The following is a 19,044-nucleotide window of genomic DNA, read 5'->3' as shown; positions in this document are numbered from 1 at the left end:
TGTGATTTTACAAAAAAACTAACGGAACCAGTATTGCGTGATTCCGTAAAAGTATCTTGTACTTCTTACAATTACTCCTATAAATCTTAATACATTGCTTCAAAGTAAGCGCGGAGATCATCAGAGAAAAGAGGCGTGCCTCATGGACAAACCTCAATACTTTTTAGCTAAGCTGTTGTAACTTCTTTATCTCTTCAATAGATAATTCCGTCAAATCAGCTATTTGTTCAACTGTAAAATTTTCGCGGGTTAACTTAGAGACAATTCTTTTTCGTTCGATCAACAATCCTTCTTTCTTTCCCTCTATTTTACCTTCTTCTTTCCATTTTTCTCAATTCTCCAAATGTTGGGGGTAGGTTCTTTCGGTCTAAGTACATCAAGTCAATTGCCTCCTTCGAGATCATGATTTCATTTCTTAGTTTTTCTGTTAATTCTATTGGTAGTTGGAGTAAATAATCAATGAAGTAAGTAAGCGCGGAGAGGTAGATGCGTCTTTCGTCTAGAGGGTGATTCATTTTTTGTAATACTAATCGCATTAGCTTGTATTTAAATCGATAGCGTTTCTCGTCATCATTTTTGGCAGCATTTGCATATTTTGCTGCAAGTACGGCAATTGCAAAAGGGTTGCTCGAATTTTCTAATTCAGCCTCATTTTGATCGTTAAACTTATACCAATTATACTTATAAGTCACTTCTGTCCCAAAGATTCCTCGTTGGTACTTCCCGGTCCATGGGCGGTCGGAAGCACCCGTCAACAGCGCAATCGCCACAACATCACGATTGTACTTGTCGTAAATTTTATAATAATAGCGGAACATTCTTTCTGAAAAATCATCGCCCGTATCGCCTTGAACTTCGATATGAATCAAGATCCATTGCTCACTGCCATTTTTCAGATATACCTTAACAATTTGGTCCGCAATTCGTTTCCCTTTCTTCTCTTCAATAATCTCCTTAAAAAGCTCCTGCTGCAGAAATTCAGGCTCCTTCGTAAAATCAATGTCCTCAAACAAATCAGGCAAAAAATACAGGACAAACTCTTCAAACAGCTCGTAAATCAACTTCTTCCAAAGGCCATCATAATCAACCGCAACATAATCCCGAGGCTTTTCCAATATCCAGTTAACTACCATTATTTTATCACATCCTGTCTAGTTTTTATACCTTAATTATACCATTTTTCGAACAAATGTTCTATTTTATTTGTTATTAATAATAATTTTTCAGGAACAGAGCTTGATTAAAAGGGACATACCCAAGGTACGTCCCTTTGTTTCTGCATATTATTCCCGCCATACCAAACGTTCCTTCTCTTCTATCTGCTTTTCGAATGTTTCATCCCAGCGTTGGAGCAAGGTATTCCAGACACGCGCATAGAATTTGTCTTGTTCTTGATTGTAGAGTTGAAATTCAAGGCATGGGATGTGTTCAACTTTCTGCTGGTCATAGCTATTTACAGCAGCGACTACTGTTTGGAAGCCGTCTTCTTCCTCACCATTTCGGCTCTCTGCGAGAACCTGCAGAATACGGTCCTTCTCTACGATGTTCTGATGATTTCCATACCGGTAAAGCGGCAGTTCTCCGTCAGTTTCAGGCAATGGCTCGGTCAGTTCTGGCCAAAACTCATCGTGAATTGGGCTGTAGGAAAGCACTGCAGACTCTTCTGCCAATTCTTCTTCCATAATCCTGTCTTTAGCTGCTCTTGCCCTCTCGATGTCAGCTTGTAGCTTCCTTTTTCCAATGTGATCAAACCCGTGCGCTGCATTTTCTTCAGTAAATCTTCAATGAACAGCTCCTCGACCAGAAGCAATTGAGATAAATTGGCTGCACGACGGATTTGGGTCTTTTCAAAAGTGAGCAGCATCATTTTGATGAGAATGTCCATTTTAGAGCGTTTTACGCGATAAAACGCCACAGTATAAATGGTCATCGGGAATTGCCAGATCACCGATTTCTTGATTTGGACAGCTGGATTTTTAAGTAGATTCGCATGTAGCTGCTTTTTTAATTTATCCATTCATACCCACCTCTTCAAGGGTTCGCAATCCATCTAGCTTTTTGGCAGTTTCTAAAACATGAGTATACATTTTTCTTGCATCCCTATTTTTCGTCCGCTGTGTGAACATCTTTGTGCTGCCAACCATCACAAGCAGCTCTCTTGCTCTCGATAAAGCCACATTCAGCCTGCGATAATCTTTGGCAAAACCGATATCATCCTGCTTATTATCGTGATTACGCACCATACTTAACAGAATCACATCCATCTCCATGCCCTGGAATCTGTCCACTGTCCCGGTGCGGATCGTTAAGTGAGGCAAATGCAACTCCTGTTGGAGCATGCGGTCGATCCTTTTCACTTGTTCTCCGTAAAAACTAATGACTCCGATGCTCTTTTTCTCATTGATTTCCATTCTTCCAGCTTGCTTTGCCTCAGCACTTGCTTCATTCAATTCCTTCAGCAATTCGCCAATCCTTTTCAATTCAGCTGGATTGTAAAGGCTCTTTCCGCCTTTCATTCTTACCTCGAAAAATAAAGGCTCGTTCGGCATATCAAGCCAAAGGAGATGATTGTTCCGCTGGATGTGCAGTGATGCCAGCTTGTGGTCACGATCCAGATCGGAATCGATTAAGCCACATTGGAGCTGTTCGTTTTCTTCCATATAAAATGGGGTTATCGTTTTCATAATGTTTTCATGCATCCGATATTGAATGGCAAGCATCGTTTTATTGGTTTTCGGCAAGTTTTTAAACAATCGCTCGAACAACGACTCATTTAATAACTTTTTAAGTTCCGCTTTTCCTTCAAAGTCTTCACTTTCTTCCGCCATTTCCTGCAGCGTTTCCTCCAGCGTATCGTTCCCTAATAGAGGCGGGAGCTGATGATGATCGCCGACCAGAATGATTTTTTTCCCTTTCAGCATCGGCAAAAGGAGCTCCGGCGGTGTTGCTTTTGATACTTCATCAATAATGACAACGTCAAAAATTGGGTAGTTTTCAATGAAATCTTTGCGGGCGGAAGCCACACATGTTGTTCCTATTACATTTGCATGCTTCACATAAAGCTTTCGGATTTCATTTAGGTCATGATCATTTGCTTCTTTCAGCAAGGACTGCCACATTCCCTGGACTTCCTGGAACAGTGGAAGTCTCTGCTTTTCCTGTTTCAACGACTCCCGGGTAAAAGAAACGCTCGCCAGCTTCTTTAATACCTCTTCGTGCTCCTTTTCGGGTTCTAAAGAAAGGATATCATGTAGTGGCGCTTGTTCAGCTTCTTTTTCCTTAATTATGGAGGCAAGATTTGCAAGACTGACTCCAATTTCGGTTTGTTTCTGCTTTGCCTGCTTCAGTTGAAGAGATTCTTGTTCCCGTTTTTGACGATTCAGTTCAACCCGTAGCTTGGCTTGTCCATATTGTTCTTGCTTGGCTTTCAGTTCAAACGCTTTGGTTTCTTTTTCATGAAGCAATTCCTTCGCATTGGGAATAATGACGGCTGAGACCATCTTTTGTGCATGCTTATTTTGCAGGAAAGTGAGCTTGGCAGTCTGTTCGTCCAACTCTCTTTGATACTTTTGTTGCATCATCTTGTTTTCATCGAGACTAGGCTGAAGCTGTCCGATCAGTTCCTGTTTCAAATGCTGAAGTGCTTCTTGTGCCATTTTTTTATCTGTATCATTCAGTTTTAGCACATCCGCTTTTTGCCAGATGAAATGTCTCCGGCCATATAGCCCCTTAAGAAAAATTTCAAGTCTGTCCGGATGAATGGTTGATTTTCCTTTTAACTCACTTCTTAATTTCTCTAAAAATTGGTCAATTTCGATCGCTGTCGTAGTAACAGGAGGCGTGTTTTTCAATTGCCCCTGAAGCTTGGAATACTTCTCCTTCTCTCCCAAAAGCTGCTCAAGATAGGAAATCGCAGGATTAATTTTCTCATTATATTCCTTTAACTTATCCAGCTGTTGATTCTTTCGCGGAATTGATCGAGCTTTGTGATTAATGGCTGCACTTGTAGTGAGCGGGTCAGATTTTGTTCTAGAATGATCCACTTTAAACTGTCGAATTTTTTGGCGGCAGTTATTCTATCTGTTATAGCCTCCTTCTGTTTCTTTTCCTCTTTCCATGTCTCACATTCAGCAGAAACCATATCTATCGTTTGTTTCAGTTCATTCATTTCGTCTTGGAGCACCTGAAGGGCCACACTGTCTTGCAGCCTTACAATCTCTTGCTGGTTATCTTCCAACTCTTTTTGGAACAAGTCATGACCTGGCTCTTCGACCAGAAAAGTTTCGTCTTGATCAATGGTGTCATTTAACAAACGCAGGGACTGTTCCGTTTTCTGTATAAGCTGCTGAACTACTTGCCCCTCCTGTTCAACTCCATGAATGTTCTTGTTATGCTCTTCAATAATGGACCGAGCTTCATTATACTGTTGCTGTGCTTTCTTCTTTGCCTCAAGCTCCGCTTCTATTCGTGCAAGCTGTTGCTGGAGCCTCTCTTGTTCCTGTTCATTCGCTTCCCATTCTATTTCTATTTCGGTTTCCCGTTGGTTTCGAGTTTGAATTTGGCTGGAGACTTCCTGTAGCGTATGGTCTTTCCAATACTGTCCGACATTTTCCTCGATGAACTTTTTGCCCTCTTCTTCTATGCTTTCCGTCCGCCCCACTCTGAGGATCCGGATATCCTTAGTTGCCAGCAATCGTCCAAGGGCATTGTCGACCGCTAAATTCGACTGCGACGCAACTAGAGTGCGCAGCCCCGCCTTCGCATTTTGCAGACAAATTTCTGAAATAACGGTTGTTTTTCCTGTTCCGGGCGGCCCTTGGATGACGTATAAGTCTTCAGCAGACATAGCGCCTGTGACAGCTGCCTGCTGGAACTCGTTCAATCGATTGTGAAACTGCAGCTTTGCCTGAGAATTGACCGCTTTGACCGGGGGCTTATTTTCAAATAAAAGGCGTTCCAGTTCAGGATTCGCAGCCGAACCGTTTTCCAATTGCTTAAATCCTTGCCGTAGTCTTTTCAGCTGGCTTAAGGTTGCGAAATTGCTGAAGATGACTTCCTTCGAAGGTACATCAAGGCGCTGCCTGCGGGCCAGAGCTTCCATATAACTGTGTATTTCCACCTCTACCGTGGAAGCCGAACGATTCGCTTTCAGGACTTTGCCGATCTCCTGGTCCATTCCTTTTAGCTTGACGCTCATATCCTTGAGTGACTTCCAATCCTTATCATTCATCTCACAGCCTGTTATTTTTACCGTACTGAAATCATCATTGAATAAAAGCGTGGAATAGCGGGTGGTGATATCAGGAATATCTGCGGACTGCTCCTGAATTTTCAAATAGCCTTCCCAACTCGCAATACGTTTTTGCACATACATAGAACTTTCCTGTGCAACCGGCATGTTGTGAATCAAGTTCAGTAACCCCATCGGTAATCGCCTGCTGCCTTGAACATTTAAGTCAAAAGTAAGCTCTGCCGAAATGCGCCAATTAGACGGCAATGGGATATGTGTCGGTCTCGTCGTTACATTCGTCGCAACAAACCCATCCTCTTTGACTAAACAATGGAAAACAACAACAAACCTACCGTATTTCTCTGCCAGTCTTTCGTTTTTTTCAATGTCAAAAAACAAGGCTACCGAAACAAGGCCATCAGCCGATTGCGGATACTTTTCTATATAAACATCAAACGATTTCTCCAATAAAAAACGATCGCTCATCCAACCCAGCTTCTCGCATTTTACTCTTTGCCTTATTGGTCAAAGCGATCGGACAACGATATGCCTTACTTTGAGTATTATTCATATATCCACCTGCTTTTATTACAATGGAAAGTTTTGAAATGGTTAGTAATCTATAAGTCTATACAGTTTTATAATTAGGTTATTATAGCATAATGTTTAGGGGTGTAAGGACAGGTTTATTGTCCAATTTTTGGTGGGGGAATTGGATATAAAGAGCCTTATCCACAAAGGATAAGGCTTTTCGCTTAAACTAATTCAATCTTCGCCACACACTCGACATGTGTGGAGTGTATGTGGCAATACATGAGATGTATGGTGAGTTGACATTTTAGTTTTAAGCCAACTATATGTGTGATTATTAATGTTAATCCTTTATTTAGAGTGAAGTATAATTTTTTACAGTGCTATTTCTTCCAATATTCTCTTTTGAGTTGTATAAGCTAATTGTTTATAGTAACTGTCTGGCATATCTCTATAGTTTTCTAATGCCAAGGTTGAATGCCAAAGCGCTTTTTCATTGTTTCCTAATTTTAAATAGCACAGGGCCTTATAAATTTCTCCTGTATATAGTAAGGATAAATCATAGGGGTGATTAAAGTAGTCTGGTACTTCTGCTTTCTCCAGCCAACTAATTGCCACACGATAACGCTCCATACCGAATAATGCTTTTCCCTTAACTATATATACATACGGCTCGATAATTTTTATTTCTGCATCATCCACATACTCTTCAATCAGTCTTAAGGCGTTTTCATATTTACCTTCACTGCTGATCATCATTTCAGCTGTTAACAAATCAGAAAAAGCATAATAATAACGACTGTTGGTAAGTTTACCGTATTGTCTAAGTTTATCTAAATAATATTCCAATTTACTTTTATCTCTATTTATAAGGCTATAGCTCGCTGCCGCAGATAATAGTTCATCAATACGATAGAATATTTTGTGTTTCTTGGAATACTCAACAGCAGCCTCGATTATTTCAATTGCCTTGTTACCCTCACCAACAGCCAAGCGAAAGACTGCTTCATTATAATTATAATTTAGATAGGTTAAAGGCTCTATATAGACACCTGTCCTAATTATTTTTTCTTTCTCCTTTAGAAAAACAGCTAAGGCCTCATGATAATTCTTCTTTGAAAATTCAATGTTAGAAAGAAAGCTACCAATCGACGCACTCCTGGATGAAATGTTCAAATAATTATATATTCCATCAGCTTTCTCAAGTGGAGCTTTCCAATTTTCTGCTCCTGTAAAATAAAGGCTGTAACCATATAGCTCTAATAATCGGGCAGATTCATAGCCAGAATTATGTTGTATTTGTTCAAATAGGGGTTCGATATGAGCAACAATATCTTTATATTTTTGAAAGGAGTCATGATTGTCTTCGTAAGATTCCAAGAAATAAAGGGCTTCTGTTTTGTCAACCAAGCTTCTCAGCTCTTCTTTATTTTCCTCTTTTAGTAAATCAGCTGTATTTACACCTAGTTGTTTAGCAATATGGCTTAAACTCTCCATTGAAGGCTGGGCTTTATTGTTTTCAATTAAACTTAACATCCCTTTAGTGATTTTTCCGCTTGCTAATTCCTCCAATGTGATCTTTTTTTCCTTTCTAAGTTTACGAATCCTTTCTCCTAGAGTCTCTATTGGTAACTCCCCCTTTATCTATATAAGTCAATTATAAAGGAAAATGAATAGATGAAAAAGTAATGGAAAATAAAAAGTTTAATTAAATTTAAAAAACACATTGAAATTAATTCCATTTATTGTTACACTTTGTTTAATTAAATTAAACATAACGGTAAAAAGAGGGAGTGTTCTCATGGAAGCACATCTGAAATTAAGAAAAGCTACACAACATATTTGGACCTTCACCATTAGTAAATTCATATCCAGTGTTGGTGTCCAAGTGTATACGTTTGCAGTCAGCTACTATATTTTACATTTAACAGGATCTGCGTCCTACTTTGCGATAAATATTCTATGTAATGTGCTACCCCGGACTTTAGCTTCTCCAATAGCAGGATATTTTGTAGACAAATATCCAAGGAAAAGAATAGTTATTATTTCTCATATTATAAATATATTCATTCTCTTCTTCATGATCATTCTTAGCAAATTAGTTGGTCTAACGTTACCGATATTCTATATTGCAACCATACTATTTACTTTAACTTCTACCTTCGCTGGCCTTGCTTTTACCTCGTCCATTAGTGGACTTGTTGATGCCAAAAGAATTCAAAAAGCAATGTCATTAAATCAAATGGTCATCTCGATTTCCTCAATAGCAAGTCCAGCTATAGGTGGACTAACCTTCGCCCTTGTCAACATGCCAGTATTATTAACCATTTACTTGAGTGCAGTAATACTTGCTCTAATTCTGGAATCAACAATGAATTTCACTTTATTTTCAGCAAAGCAGACCTCTAAAACTCCTAAATCGCAAAACTCAACAATGTGGTTAAACATAAAAGAAGGGCTAGTCTATATTAAAGGGAAGCCCTTGATCATCTCAATTATCTCTATTGCACTTTTTATTAACTTTTTTGCCGGCGCATTTCAGGTTGGATCCTCATTCACGTTAATCAACAAACTGAAAATGAGTTCTCAACACTTTGGAATGATAGAAAGTGCTCTTGCAGCCGGTATGCTCATAGTCTCCATTTATTTATCTATTCGAAAAGAATTAAAATATCCGCTAATGAAAGCCAAATACGGAATTATCTTGATAGGCCTTTTGATTTGTATATTTACTTTACCTACATTTTTCCGGCCTTCATATACATTTGTTTTCTCCTTCTATATAACAATCATGCTTGTATATGGAGCAGCTTTAACTTTTATCAATACACCGATCCTGGTTATGTTACAAAAGGAAATATCAGATGAATTTAAAGGAAGAGTTTTCTCTCTCCTAGAAACTGGTGCACAAGCGCTAGTTCCTTTAAGTACAATTTTGTTTGGAATTCTTTATGACTTGATTCCGTTTCAAATTGTAATGTTATCAGCCGGTTTTTCTCTTTTAATAGCTGTCCTGTATCTGGCGAGAACTTCCGTTATCCAAAGTGTCCATCCTGAATTATTTGAAAAGAAAAAGAATCCAGTAATTCGTGTTAGTGACTAAATAACATAGATTATCATTTAACTTCTGGAAACGAGGTCAACTACAAATAGGGGGGAGGAGATGGAAAAGAGTATACTATCTTTTAATTTCATCGAGATACTTGGTACATCATTTGAGGATGGGGAAAATGAAAGTTTTTCATGGGGAAGTAATATAACGGATGACATTAAATTATGGTCTGGAAAAGACTTTAAAAATCAACTACAGGAATTTATAGACACAAAATCAGCTAGTGAAGCCTTAGAGTTCTACTCAAAAAACAACTTAGATTTCATAAGACAAATCTCTTCAATCCTCAATACAGAAAGAGAATGGTATACCCAATTCAATAATGCTATAAAATTTGAGTTTTCAATTTCCAGCAATGGATCAATAAGGTTTTTAAGAATTGATAATAAACTTGTATCCCAATTCAGAAAAAACGTTGTGATCGATATAGGAATTTTTGATTCCGATGAAGTTATCCTGGTAGATAGTGTTGATTTAAATATTTACAATTTAAGTTCACTTACTAGGTTTTTTTTAAGCTTAAGAAACAGAATATTACATATTTTTAAAACTCCTAAGAGTGAATTAATACCTTTGTTTGAAAATATTTATTTTACTTCCTTTCCAAGCAGCATAATAACTCACGAGGTTTTTGGCCATTTATTCGAAGAAGATAATTATGCGGAGCTAGAAGACAAAGAGATAAAAATTCCTATGTTTATTTCGGTTGTTGATAATCCTTCTGTCGGCCTTTGCGGTGATTGTTCTTTTGATGATGAAGGAAATTTTATAGAACCTATAACGGTAACTAAAAACGGGCAAATTATGAATTTATTGAGCTCGAATTACTTTAACAATAGAAATATTTTAAATACTAGAAGTCGATTAGGATTAGGTGGGGCAGCATTATTACCAAGAGTTACAAATACCATACTAACATCAAGTCTTAATTATACTACCCATTCTTTAGACAAAACTTTAATAGTGGATTCTCTTAATTATGCCAGATATAGAAATGGGAATATTTTATTAAAAAACATTTCCGCTAGATATATACGAAACAACACTGAATATGGATTATACAATCTATCAATAGCAATTTCGGCAAAAGATTTTATTGAGAATATTATTTACACAATCGGTAAAAATCGATTCTACTCCTCAACGAAAGGCTGTATAAAAAAATCTCAATCACATCTTGCAGTGGGTTTTTCTTCACCTGGTTTAGTCATCTCGCTTACAAAATGTAAGAGTTTCCAAATTTCATTTAGTTAATGGAGGTAGTTGTATGACTAAATTCCCTATTTTATCGCCACATATTAATATCACTGATTTGAATGAAACGGATGGGTTGTTAACAAATTTAAATAATCACCATACAAAACTGCTCAAAAGCTACCAAAGACAAATTATTAAATATTGTACCGGAGAATACTCTATTGAAGAAATTACCCAATTGCTAAAGTCACAAGGTGTACCTCCTTCAGTTTTGGGACAAGTTGAAGGTTATATCGAACGTCTAATTCATTGGGGATATTTGATTTGGAGTCCTACAAAAAACACAATTGTAACCAAGGAATTAGCTCCCTCTATTATTTCTCAGAATGTGAGTAATTCCGATAGAATTATGAATCCTAGCGGCTTACACACTATAACTATATCAATACTGGATGAATGTTGTCTTAGTTGTCATTACTGTTCTCAAAATGCGCCTGTTGGAAAGTCAGTAATGATAGAGTTCTCGAAGATTAAAGAGATACTTTTAGAAGCATATGAACTTGGCGCGCGTTATTTTGGTGTATTCGGCGGGGAACCGATGTTGCATACTGAATATTTTTGAAATTATTCAGTATGCGTATCAGATAGGCTATCGGAAGGTTTATATGTTTACTCGAGCCACCTTAATCACTTATGAGAAAGCCAAAAAGCTTAGATCGGTTGGAATTGATACTCTCCAGGTAACAGTCGATTCTCATATACCTTCCCAATACGATTCGATCGTTGGTGTTAAGGGATCATTTAATAGGATGTACAGAGGGCTATATTATATTCAAAATGTCGGGATTAATGTTTTCTTAAAAATGATAATTAGTAAACAAAATATAGAAAACATCAGTGAATCTATCAAATTTTTCCGTGATGCAGGTATCAAGAGTTTTGGATTAGAAGTCGTAGTCCCTGTAGGAAGAGCAGACTTTGATATTCTTCCAACTGAACAACAAATAGACCGGTTAAAAGAAGAAATAAGTGAAATTACAAGCCTTTATCCTGATTTAGAATTTAATTTAACCTACTTGAAATACGGGACACCCAAGCAATGCGCTGGAGGAATTACATCCATTTTTGTTTACGCAGATGGAGAAACAGGACCTTGCGACAAAGCCCATGCTTTTAGAAAACAGTTATCATTTGGGAATATTTACAATGAAAGCCTGAAAGATATTTGGAAAGATGGTCCTGCTTTTTTTAGAAACATGAGAAATAACGACGAACGCTGTTTAAGTTGTGATGCTAAATCTACCTGCTTAGGTGGTTGTATACTAAATTCATTGATTCTAACAAAGAAAATTGAGGCTGATCCAATGTGCAAAAATATAAGCAACAAAGAAGGAGACCTCTTTCCAGCAATTGAAACGGTTTATATTTAATGATCTTTAGAATTAAATTATTAATTTAATAGAACCACCTTTAATAAGGTGTTTTCTATAAATTACATATGGAAAGGAGGAACTAACCATGAGAAAAGAAGAGGTTTTATTCACTATTGGTGAAACAGAAGACGATTGCTTTATCTGTTGCATAATCGGTGGTGGAAATAATGGTGGTTGATCAACTTATCTAAGTGAATAGGTTATACAAAAGGAACAAAAGAATTATAAAATGCTTTTGTTCCTTTTTATTTTTTCAGGTAATTAATGTATTAAAAAGATATTCGTTTTACGATTTAAACTTCGACAATAAAAAAAACAAAGGGTACCAAACTGCTGCTTAAAAGCTTATCCACCACAGGATAAGGCTCTTGTCATTATACTAATACAATTTTCGCAACCGCTTCGCAGTGCGTCGTCTGCGGAAACATATCAACTGGCTGTACTTCAATGGTCTTATACCCGCCATCCTCAAGGATTCGCAAATCTCTCGCAAGGGTGGCCGGGTTACACGACACGTACACAACCTTCTTCGGTTTCATATCAATAATAGTCTTCAGCAGTGCTTCGTCACAGCCTTTACGCGGCGGATCGACGACCAACACGTGTGCACTGTTGCCTTCTTCGTACCATGCCGGTATGACTGTTTCGGCTTCTCCGACTGCGAATTCGGCGTTAGTGATGCCATTCAGTTCGGCGTTTCGTTTTGCGTCTTCGATGGCTTCGGGGACGATTTCTACTCCGAATACCTTATTTGCTTTTTGCGCTAAAAATAATGAGATCGTGCCGATGCCGCAATAGGCGTCTATGACGGATTCTTCGCCTGTCAGCTCGGCGAACTCGAGCGCTTTGTCGTAGAGCACCTTTGTTTGTTCAGGGTTCACCTGATAGAACGAACGCGCGGAAATCGCGAACTTGATGTCACCGATATAGTCATAGATGACCTCGCTGCCCCAGAGGATCTCTGTTTTGTCTCCCATGATGACATTCGTTTTCTTCGAATTCATGTTATGGACGATTGATTTTACCTTAGGCAGCCTTGCGACGATTTCATTCACCAGCTTGTTTTGCTGAGGAATCTCATTTGTCCTGGTCACAATCACAACCATCAGCTCACCTGTTTGTCTTCCGTAACGGGCCATGATGTGGCGAAGCACACCTTTGTGTTTTTCCTCATTATATGGCTGAATGCCCAGCTCGCTGGCGATTTCTTTTACCGCTTGATTGCTTCGTTGATTTCATCCAGATGCAGCAGGCTTTCGTCTGTATCGACGATTTCGTGGCTGCGCGGCTTGAAAAAGCCTGCAATCAGCTTGCCGTCCTTCTCGCCAACCGGTACCTGTGCTTTGTTCCGGTAATGCCAGGGGTTGTCCATTCCCAAGATCGGGTGTACAACAACATCCTCGAGCTTGCCGATTCGTGTCAGCACCTGCTTTACCTGGTTTTCCTTATACTTCAGCTGCCCTTCATAGCTGATATGCTGCAGCTGGCAGCCGCCGTATTTATGGGCATCCTCAGCCGGACACTCTACCCTGAATGTACTTCTTTCAAGGATCTCCATCAGGCGGCCAAAGCCGTACCCCTTGTTCACCTTAGTCACTTTGATATTTGCCTTTTCGCCAGGAAGTCCACCCTGCACAAAAATCGGGTAGCCATCAACCTTGGCTACACCCGCTCCGTCATGCGTCAAATCCTCAAATAGTACATCTATAAAATCGTTCTTTTTAACCGGGATTGTTTTACTCATCATTTTCAAGTCCTTTGCTGTGAATTAGCTAAGTCAGATTTTATCATATTGAATCAGGGATTGCGAAACGCATTAACCGAGTTTCTTAAATACTTAAGGGCAAACCGACCAAGTCGTTTTGCCCCTTTTTCTCATAAATCACCAGTCCTGGGGACCATACCCTCCAGACCAGGGTTGCTGGTAGCCATAACCGCCAGCACCCGGTGTTCCTTGATAACCACCATAACCTCCAAAACCTGGAGCGCCTTGGAATCCATATCCCCCAGTGCCTGGCGTTCCCTGGAAACCATACCCTGGTCCTCCCTGGAATCCATATCCTGGGCCTCCCTGAAATCCATAACCTCCATAGCCCGGACCTCCCTGATAACCGTATCCTCCAAAACCGGCTCCTGGGTATCCATATCCTGAACCATTGAGCAATTGTCCTCCCAGATACCCTATCCCGGCACCTAATAAACCAGCCGCAAGAGTACCAGCACCGCCAGTTCCGTAGGACCTAGGATCATTTATATAACGCATGTTATGTGAGTGCATATACATTTAAATTGTCCCCTCTCTATGGGTGTTTGTATTGTCCCTTTAACACCCTATGTGAGATTGGGCAAATGGTTTGGGTCATCAGCCTAGACTTCATGAAATTGGGCAGCCAAAAAAAGCGGAGGAACAATCCATCCGCTTTCATTTTTACTGTACCGTGAATTCCTTCGACACTTCGTACTTCTTTCCGCCTTTTGGAGTCATCCACACAGTAAGCGTATATTCACCTTGTTCAAGCGATAATTCATGAAGGTCGATGTCATATGTCAACGACTCTCCCTGCTTCAACTTCTCCTCCCCCAATACCTGTAAAAAGGACGCAACACTTGAGAAAAGAAAAACCTCTTTGCCATCCTTCGTTTTTACCGAGTAATCGTACCTTTGCGAGCTCGTAATTCCATAGTCAGTTCTTCTTCCGTCTGATTCTTCACTTCATATTGAAAAACTAACGGGCTTTCCTCTGTCAAACTTGCAGCCATCTCTCCCGCCACGATTCCGGCACCTCCCTTATCCTGATTATTATTCGAAACCTGGTTCTCCGTTCCACAACCAGTCATCAGCAACCCAAGCAGCAATATCATTAATAATTTCTTCATCGCCCGACCCTCCTGTTGATTGAACTCTTCACTATATTTGTCAGGAGAATGCTTCAAAAGGTTACACTCATTGATAAACTAAATAACCTATTTTTAAACAAAAGGGAGATGTGCCTGTACACATCTCCCTTCATTTAAGCTCTTTTATACTTTTTATCAAAATATTGCTGCAGTCCGTTGCTTGTCAGTGAAAATGCAAAGATTGTTAAGCCGATGGCAATTGTGCCGGTAATCGGCAGCCACGGGTGCGACCAGATGTGGTGGGTAATCTCCGCAAAATAGGTCGGCCATGCATTGGATGCGTTCATCACCTTATACCCTCCACCAAGCTGGGAAACGAATTCGACACTCAAAAAGATCTCCACGATGCCAAGCTGGCCGATGAGAAATAACGTTCTCCCAAGATCTGAGAAAAACTGGACGATAAAAAAGGGTCTTAACGGCGGCCAATAATAGTTTTTCAGCATTGTCAAAGGTGAAGATCCTGCAACAATACCTCCTTCGACATAAGGTTTTTTTGAGATATCGACCATTCCTTGATAAAAAATATCAGCAACCCTGCCTGCTTCAATTAAAGCAAGCACAAGCAATATCCATAGATATCGGTTGCTCGAAAAAGTAATGAACGGTGTGCCAATCAATAGGATGACAAAGAAAATCGGCGGCAAAAATGAGAACAATCGATTCCATATGACCAGTATTCTTTGGAAAAGTCGCGAATAAAAACTTGCCATCGCTAACGGAATCGCAATGAAATAACGAATTAGCACGATCGCCAGGATGGTTAACAGCGTTTCTTTCGTACCCAGCAGCACCCTGCTCAATAAGTCCTTGCCATTCGCATCCGACCCAATTGGAAAATCCGCTGAAGGTGCGAATGGAGGAAGTTCGAATCCTCCATCTTCCTTCTGCCTCATCACTGTTTCTTTTAACGAAGAATCCACGAACGGCAGATAAGGCGCCACAAATGATATAAGCACTAGAAAAGACAATATAATCAAGCCAAATAGTAATGATTTATTCATGATTCATCTCCTGTGAAGCCGGGGTGACAAGACTCTTAAAAACTTGAGCAACCAGATTCGCAGCCAGAATGATCGTGGCAAAAAAGATTGCATAACCGGTTGCCGAAATGCCGTCTACCATGATATCCAGTCCAATCCTGAAGCCTGTGCCCCTTAGTACTGCATCAAACAGACCGTCCGCCGCTCCCTGAAAATCCATCAGTTTTTCCACAATAAATAGATTTGATAGTACATAAAGTGTGATGGTATTCGCATGCGCCAGTATTCTTGGAAAAGAATTTTTCAATATATGCAGAAACAATATTTTCATGCCGGGAGTTCCTTTAGATTTCGCGGTCCGGATGTAATCATTCCCTTCCTGCTCCTGCAAACTCACTTTGGTGATATTCGCAAGGTAGAAAACAGGATAAATCATCAAAAATAGAATACCAACCACATAGGTTTCCAGTTTTTCGCTCCCATATAAGGTCACATGGAAGAACAACCCTTTTTCATATAAGTACATCAGGCCAATCTGGGCGACGATGATGAAAAAGATCCGGCATCGAGATGAATAACCACGTCGTCCCATTCCCTAGGAAGTTCAGCTTTCTCCTCTGCATCCGAAAATCAAAAATCCCCTTCAACACACCAAAAATATAAGCCAGAATCAAAGTCGGAACAATCAGGAGCAAACTTTTCCACGCCTTGCCCCCAATCCGATCCGCGTAAGACTGACCGGGGACAAACTCTCCTAACCCTTGATTTTCTTTTATGTAAGCAAAAAAAGCCCGTGATATTCTTAACATGCCTGTCCAAATCATAATCGTAGCTAGCGGATACAAACTGTCCGCCCCTTCCAGTCTCATATTCCGTCGTACCTGGCAAAAACAAAATCCCTATGAACAAAAATACACAGACGATCCATAACACAAACTGCTCAATTGCCTTTTTAAAATAAACCATGAAGCCTCCTGGTGGACTGTATTTTATTGAGAAGCGCAACAACTAAACTCTATTATTATTAAAAAGCCGCCTGAAAGCAGCTCGCAATACACATAACTACTTGTTCACTATTAATCTCCCAAATCCTGATAATCAACACTAAAGCCAAAGCTGACAATACCTGATACATCAAATACCCAACCCCTTGGACACTAGTTATATTTTACCATTTTTAATTTTTCTGAAAAGTGTTTTTAAAAGTTTTCTTATCCTACCTCAGTCGGAGGATGGAAAATAGAAAGGGTTATGTGACGATAACCTGAGAGATGTTTCCCCTTCTTGTGACCGTGTTCTTTCGATTTCTTCCTTCACGGGCAACTGTTTCATGAGCACATTCAGACCTGTTATGTGACGATAAACTCCGGGTATGCTGTTGTATGGGAACATTAAACTCGTGACGATAAACTTTAAATAATTCCTTTTATAGATACATTGAAGAGAAAAAAGACGAAGCCCGCGGGCTTCGTCTTAATGTACCTTTTTCTTAGACATATACAGGAATGCTTTTATCATAAAATAGCTAACCTCATCAGGCAGCAGTTCTTTGATTGGTTTTAATCTGTCGCGGCCGGCTTCTGCCACGCTCGCTCGAGGCCTTCAATATGTTCAGCCGGGATGAGCAAGTCATAATCGACTTCCATTCCTTGCTGGATGCACTGGATCAGGTGATTCTCGACCGTACTCTCCACCAGCTCGCGCTCCGCGGCGATATCAGCGACGGTCTTTCCCGCCTGATGCAGCTTGTACGTTTCAAGATGGGAATCTCCGACGGTCTTCTTAGCCGGTTTCCTCACTGGCTCCGCAACGGCATTCATCACCGGCTGGCGCTCCGGATGCTCTTCACAGAACTCGATAATCCGCTGAATGAATGGCACGCCATACTTCTGCAGCTTATGCTCTCCCACTCCAGCCACATTGAGGAACTCCGCATCCGTAAGCGGCAGCTTCAAACACATATCCTTCAGCGAGGAATCGGAGAAAATCATAAACGGCGGCACATTTTCCGCAGCGGCAACATTCCTCCGCAACTCACGAAGCTCTTCAAATAACGGATCATCATTGGAAACCTGCTTGACCTTAATAGCTTCTTTCCGGAAAACCTGAACCTTGCCAAGCAAGACATCCTTCCTTTTTCGGGTACATAAATCGTCGGATATGTGCCGTGCTCGACGCCAATCAGCTCCTGGGAAATCAGGAATTCAATCAGGTCATTGACCTGCTTGGCATTCCGATCCTTCATCAGTCCGTACGTCGGCAATTTATCCAGGCGAAATTCCAACACCTTTTTATTCCTCGATCCTGTCAAGACATTGGCTGTCATCGCCTTGCCGTATTTCTGCCCCATCCGAATGATGCACGACAGCACCATTTGCGCATCCTTCGTGACATCCTCTGTCTCACGAGCGTCCGTACAATTGCCGCAGCGTCCGCATTTTACTGTCTCTGTTTCGCCAAAATAGTGAAGGATATAGGATTGCAGGCACTCCTCGGTATGGCAGTAGCCGACCATTTGCTGCAATTTTTCCAGCTCAGGCGCAATTCGCTCGCGGTCTGCCGACTGGTCGATCAAAAAGCGCTGCACCTGGACATCCTGCGACGAATAAAGCACGATACATTCACTGTCCAAACCGTCACGCCCGGCACGACCTGCCTCCTGATAGTAACTCTCCATATTCTTCGGCATCTGGAAGTGGAATACGTAACGGATGTTACTTTTATCGATTCCCATTCCGAATGCTGAAGTTGCAACCATCACAGTAGCTTCATCCTGTAAAAAGCGATCCTGTTCGCGGTTCCGGTCTTCATCGTTCATGCCTGCGTGATAGCGGGCGGCATTGAAGCCTTCCTTCTGCAGCCATTCATATAGCTGATCGACGATCTTCCTGGTCGCCGCATAAATGATGCCAGCTTCCTTTTCATTCTTTTTGATAAAATCCCTTAAATACGCCTGGCGATCCTGGCCTTTTACAACTGAAAAACTTAAGTTGCTGCGCTCAAACCCGGTAATCACCGTGTTTTCCGGGTTTATTTTTAGCGACGCGCAAATGTCTTCCCTTACCTTTGGCGTCGCAGTTGCCGTCAAGGCGAGCACAATCGGCTTTCTCGGCAAACGATCAGCAAGTCCGGAAATCTGCAGATAGCTTGGCCGGAAATCATGTCCCCATTGGGATATACAGTGCGCTTCGTCGACGGCAATTAATGGAATATCCATGTCCTGCAAGTCATCGATGAACTCCCAGGATCCCAGCCGCTCGGGAGCGATGTACAACAGCTTGTACTTTCCGTTCCTGGCATCATCATGCGCGCCGCAGCTTCACCGGCAGACAGCGAGCTATTGATGTACGTCGCCGGAATGCCTAGCTGTGTGAGTGTATCGACCTGGTCCTTCATCAGGGAAATCAGCGGAGAAATGACAATGGTTGTCCCAGGCAGCACGAGCGCCGGGATTTGATAGACAATCGATTTCCCGCCTCCAGTCGGCATGACACAGACGGTATTTTCACCTTCAAGCACAGATGAGATTGCCTGTTCCTGCCCCAGACGGAATGAGGAATAACCAAAATGATTTTGCAATAATTCATGGGCTTTTTGCAGCATAGCGAGGTAACTCCTTTCAGTGAGAAAATGTTGAGGATTTTAGAGGGTTGCTCTTCC

General features: G+C 40.8%; 15 protein-coding genes and 2 pseudogenes. 4 read left to right on the top strand and 13 right to left on the bottom strand.

The window, feature by feature from the left end; all coding sequences use genetic code 11:
• Positions 1 to 308: 308 nt before the first annotated feature.
• From JCM21738_RS12145 to JCM21738_RS12130, 6 genes are all read right to left on the bottom strand, one after another.
• Positions 309 to 1,133, bottom strand: coding sequence for an RpnC/YadD family protein (locus JCM21738_RS12145; protein WP_035209435.1), 825 nt, complete (start codon positions 1,131 to 1,133; stop codon positions 309 to 311).
• Positions 1,134 to 1,283: 150 nt separating this feature from the next.
• Complete coding sequence (locus JCM21738_RS25850) at positions 1,284 to 1,652, bottom strand: hypothetical protein (RefSeq protein WP_243463006.1); 369 nt, start codon at positions 1,650 to 1,652, stop codon at positions 1,284 to 1,286.
• Positions 1,607 to 2,017, bottom strand: coding sequence for a winged helix-turn-helix domain-containing protein (locus JCM21738_RS25845; RefSeq protein WP_243463005.1), 411 nt, complete (start codon positions 2,015 to 2,017; stop codon positions 1,607 to 1,609). The genes JCM21738_RS25850 and JCM21738_RS25845 overlap by 46 nt, the downstream gene beginning before the upstream one ends.
• Positions 2,010 to 4,043 (bottom strand): DEAD/DEAH box helicase, encoded by a 2,034-nt coding sequence (locus tag JCM21738_RS23890; protein WP_148296108.1) that lies wholly within the window; start codon positions 4,041 to 4,043, stop codon positions 2,010 to 2,012. The genes JCM21738_RS25845 and JCM21738_RS23890 overlap by 8 nt, the downstream gene beginning before the upstream one ends.
• Positions 3,941 to 5,716, bottom strand: coding sequence for an AAA domain-containing protein (locus JCM21738_RS23885; protein ID WP_148296107.1), 1,776 nt, complete (start codon positions 5,714 to 5,716; stop codon positions 3,941 to 3,943). Before JCM21738_RS23885 ends, JCM21738_RS23890 begins: the two co-directional genes overlap by 103 nt.
• A gap of 420 nt (positions 5,717 to 6,136) precedes the next feature.
• Entirely contained in the window at positions 6,137 to 7,366 is a 1,230-nt protein-coding gene (locus JCM21738_RS12130) for a helix-turn-helix domain-containing protein (protein ID WP_256360195.1), read from the bottom strand.
• A gap of 196 nt (positions 7,367 to 7,562) precedes the next feature.
• Here JCM21738_RS12130 and JCM21738_RS12125 point away from each other — a divergent pair, with 196 nt between their 5' ends.
• From JCM21738_RS12125 to JCM21738_RS12110, 4 genes are read left to right on the top strand one after another with little or no spacing between them, the layout of a single operon-like run.
• Positions 7,563 to 8,864 (top strand): MFS transporter, encoded by a 1,302-nt coding sequence (locus JCM21738_RS12125; protein ID WP_023626199.1) that lies wholly within the window; start codon positions 7,563 to 7,565, stop codon positions 8,862 to 8,864.
• Between the two features lie 60 nt (positions 8,865 to 8,924).
• A complete protein-coding gene (locus tag JCM21738_RS12120) occupies positions 8,925 to 10,127 on the top strand; it encodes a metallopeptidase TldD-related protein (protein WP_023626200.1) in 1,203 nt (400 codons plus the stop codon).
• Positions 10,128 to 10,140: 13 nt separating this feature from the next.
• Positions 10,141 to 10,692 (top strand): radical SAM family protein, encoded by a 552-nt coding sequence (locus JCM21738_RS12115; RefSeq protein ID WP_023626201.1) that lies wholly within the window; start codon positions 10,141 to 10,143, stop codon positions 10,690 to 10,692.
• Positions 10,625 to 11,500: a radical SAM/SPASM domain-containing protein gene (locus JCM21738_RS12110; protein ID WP_081742119.1), complete on the top strand. Its 876-nt coding sequence runs from the start codon at positions 10,625 to 10,627 to the stop codon at positions 11,498 to 11,500. The genes JCM21738_RS12115 and JCM21738_RS12110 overlap by 68 nt, the downstream gene beginning before the upstream one ends.
• 377 nt (positions 11,501 to 11,877) lie before the next feature.
• Here the strand turns inward: JCM21738_RS12110 and rlmD are convergent.
• The 7 genes and pseudogenes from rlmD to recQ all read right to left on the bottom strand — a co-directional run bounded on the left by rlmD (position 11,878) and on the right by recQ (position 18,987).
• Positions 11,878 to 13,247, bottom strand: a pseudogene (gene rlmD / locus JCM21738_RS12105) (23S rRNA (uracil(1939)-C(5))-methyltransferase RlmD).
• Between the two features lie 138 nt (positions 13,248 to 13,385).
• A complete protein-coding gene (locus JCM21738_RS12100) occupies positions 13,386 to 13,787 on the bottom strand; it encodes a hypothetical protein (protein WP_023626205.1) in 402 nt (133 codons plus the stop codon).
• 144 nt (positions 13,788 to 13,931) lie between these two features.
• The gene (locus tag JCM21738_RS23330) at positions 13,932 to 14,180 is read right to left on the bottom strand and encodes a BsuPI-related putative proteinase inhibitor (RefSeq protein ID WP_081742118.1); all 249 of its coding nucleotides are present in this window, start codon (positions 14,178 to 14,180) and stop codon (positions 13,932 to 13,934) included.
• Positions 14,147 to 14,380, bottom strand: coding sequence for a hypothetical protein (locus JCM21738_RS12095; protein WP_035209432.1), 234 nt, complete (start codon positions 14,378 to 14,380; stop codon positions 14,147 to 14,149). Before JCM21738_RS12095 ends, JCM21738_RS23330 begins: the two co-directional genes overlap by 34 nt.
• Positions 14,381 to 14,514: 134 nt before the next feature.
• On the bottom strand, positions 14,515 to 15,405 hold the full coding sequence (locus tag JCM21738_RS12090; protein WP_023626207.1) for an ABC transporter permease subunit: 891 nt from the start codon (positions 15,403 to 15,405) through the stop codon (positions 14,515 to 14,517).
• Entirely contained in the window at positions 15,398 to 15,976 is a 579-nt protein-coding gene (locus JCM21738_RS12085; RefSeq protein WP_035209430.1) for an ABC transporter permease subunit, read from the bottom strand. The genes JCM21738_RS12090 and JCM21738_RS12085 overlap by 8 nt, the downstream gene beginning before the upstream one ends.
• 881 nt (positions 15,977 to 16,857) lie before the next feature.
• Positions 16,858 to 18,987, bottom strand: a pseudogene (recQ, locus tag JCM21738_RS12075) (DNA helicase RecQ).
• Between the last annotated feature and the right edge of the window lie 57 nt (positions 18,988 to 19,044).

The organism is Mesobacillus boroniphilus JCM 21738, assembly GCF_000517385.1.
GTDB lineage: Bacteria > Bacillota > Bacilli > Bacillales > Cytobacillaceae > Mesobacillus > Mesobacillus boroniphilus.
This window is presented reverse-complemented; position numbering and strand designations above follow the sequence as displayed.

What these genes read in the sequence shown, in the direction of transcription:
- JCM21738_RS12145 (WP_035209435.1), bottom strand. Translation starts at nt 1,133, where the DNA reads ATGGTAGTTAACTGGATATTGGAAAAGCCTCGGGATTATGTTGCGGTT.
- JCM21738_RS25845 (WP_243463005.1), bottom strand. Translation starts at nt 2,017, where the DNA reads ATGGATAAATTAAAAAAGCAGCTACATGCGAATCTACTTAAAAATCCA.
- JCM21738_RS23885 (WP_148296107.1), bottom strand. Translation starts at nt 5,716, where the DNA reads ATGAGCGATCGTTTTTTATTGGAGAAATCGTTTGATGTTTATATAGAA.
- JCM21738_RS12125 (WP_023626199.1), top strand. Translation starts at nt 7,563, where the DNA reads ATGGAAGCACATCTGAAATTAAGAAAAGCTACACAACATATTTGGACC.
- JCM21738_RS12120 (WP_023626200.1), top strand. Translation starts at nt 8,925, where the DNA reads ATGGAAAAGAGTATACTATCTTTTAATTTCATCGAGATACTTGGTACA.
- JCM21738_RS12115 (WP_023626201.1), top strand. Translation starts at nt 10,141, where the DNA reads ATGACTAAATTCCCTATTTTATCGCCACATATTAATATCACTGATTTG.
- JCM21738_RS12110 (WP_081742119.1), top strand. Translation starts at nt 10,625, where the DNA reads ATGAACTTGGCGCGCGTTATTTTGGTGTATTCGGCGGGGAACCGATGT.
- JCM21738_RS12100 (WP_023626205.1), bottom strand. Translation starts at nt 13,787, where the DNA reads ATGTATATGCACTCACATAACATGCGTTATATAAATGATCCTAGGTCC.
- JCM21738_RS12095 (WP_035209432.1), bottom strand. Translation starts at nt 14,380, where the DNA reads ATGAAGAAATTATTAATGATATTGCTGCTTGGGTTGCTGATGACTGGT.
- JCM21738_RS12090 (WP_023626207.1), bottom strand. Translation starts at nt 15,405, where the DNA reads ATGAATAAATCATTACTATTTGGCTTGATTATATTGTCTTTTCTAGTG.
- JCM21738_RS12085 (WP_035209430.1), bottom strand. Translation starts at nt 15,976, where the DNA reads ATGGGACGACGTGGTTATTCATCTCGATGCCGGATCTTTTTCATCATC.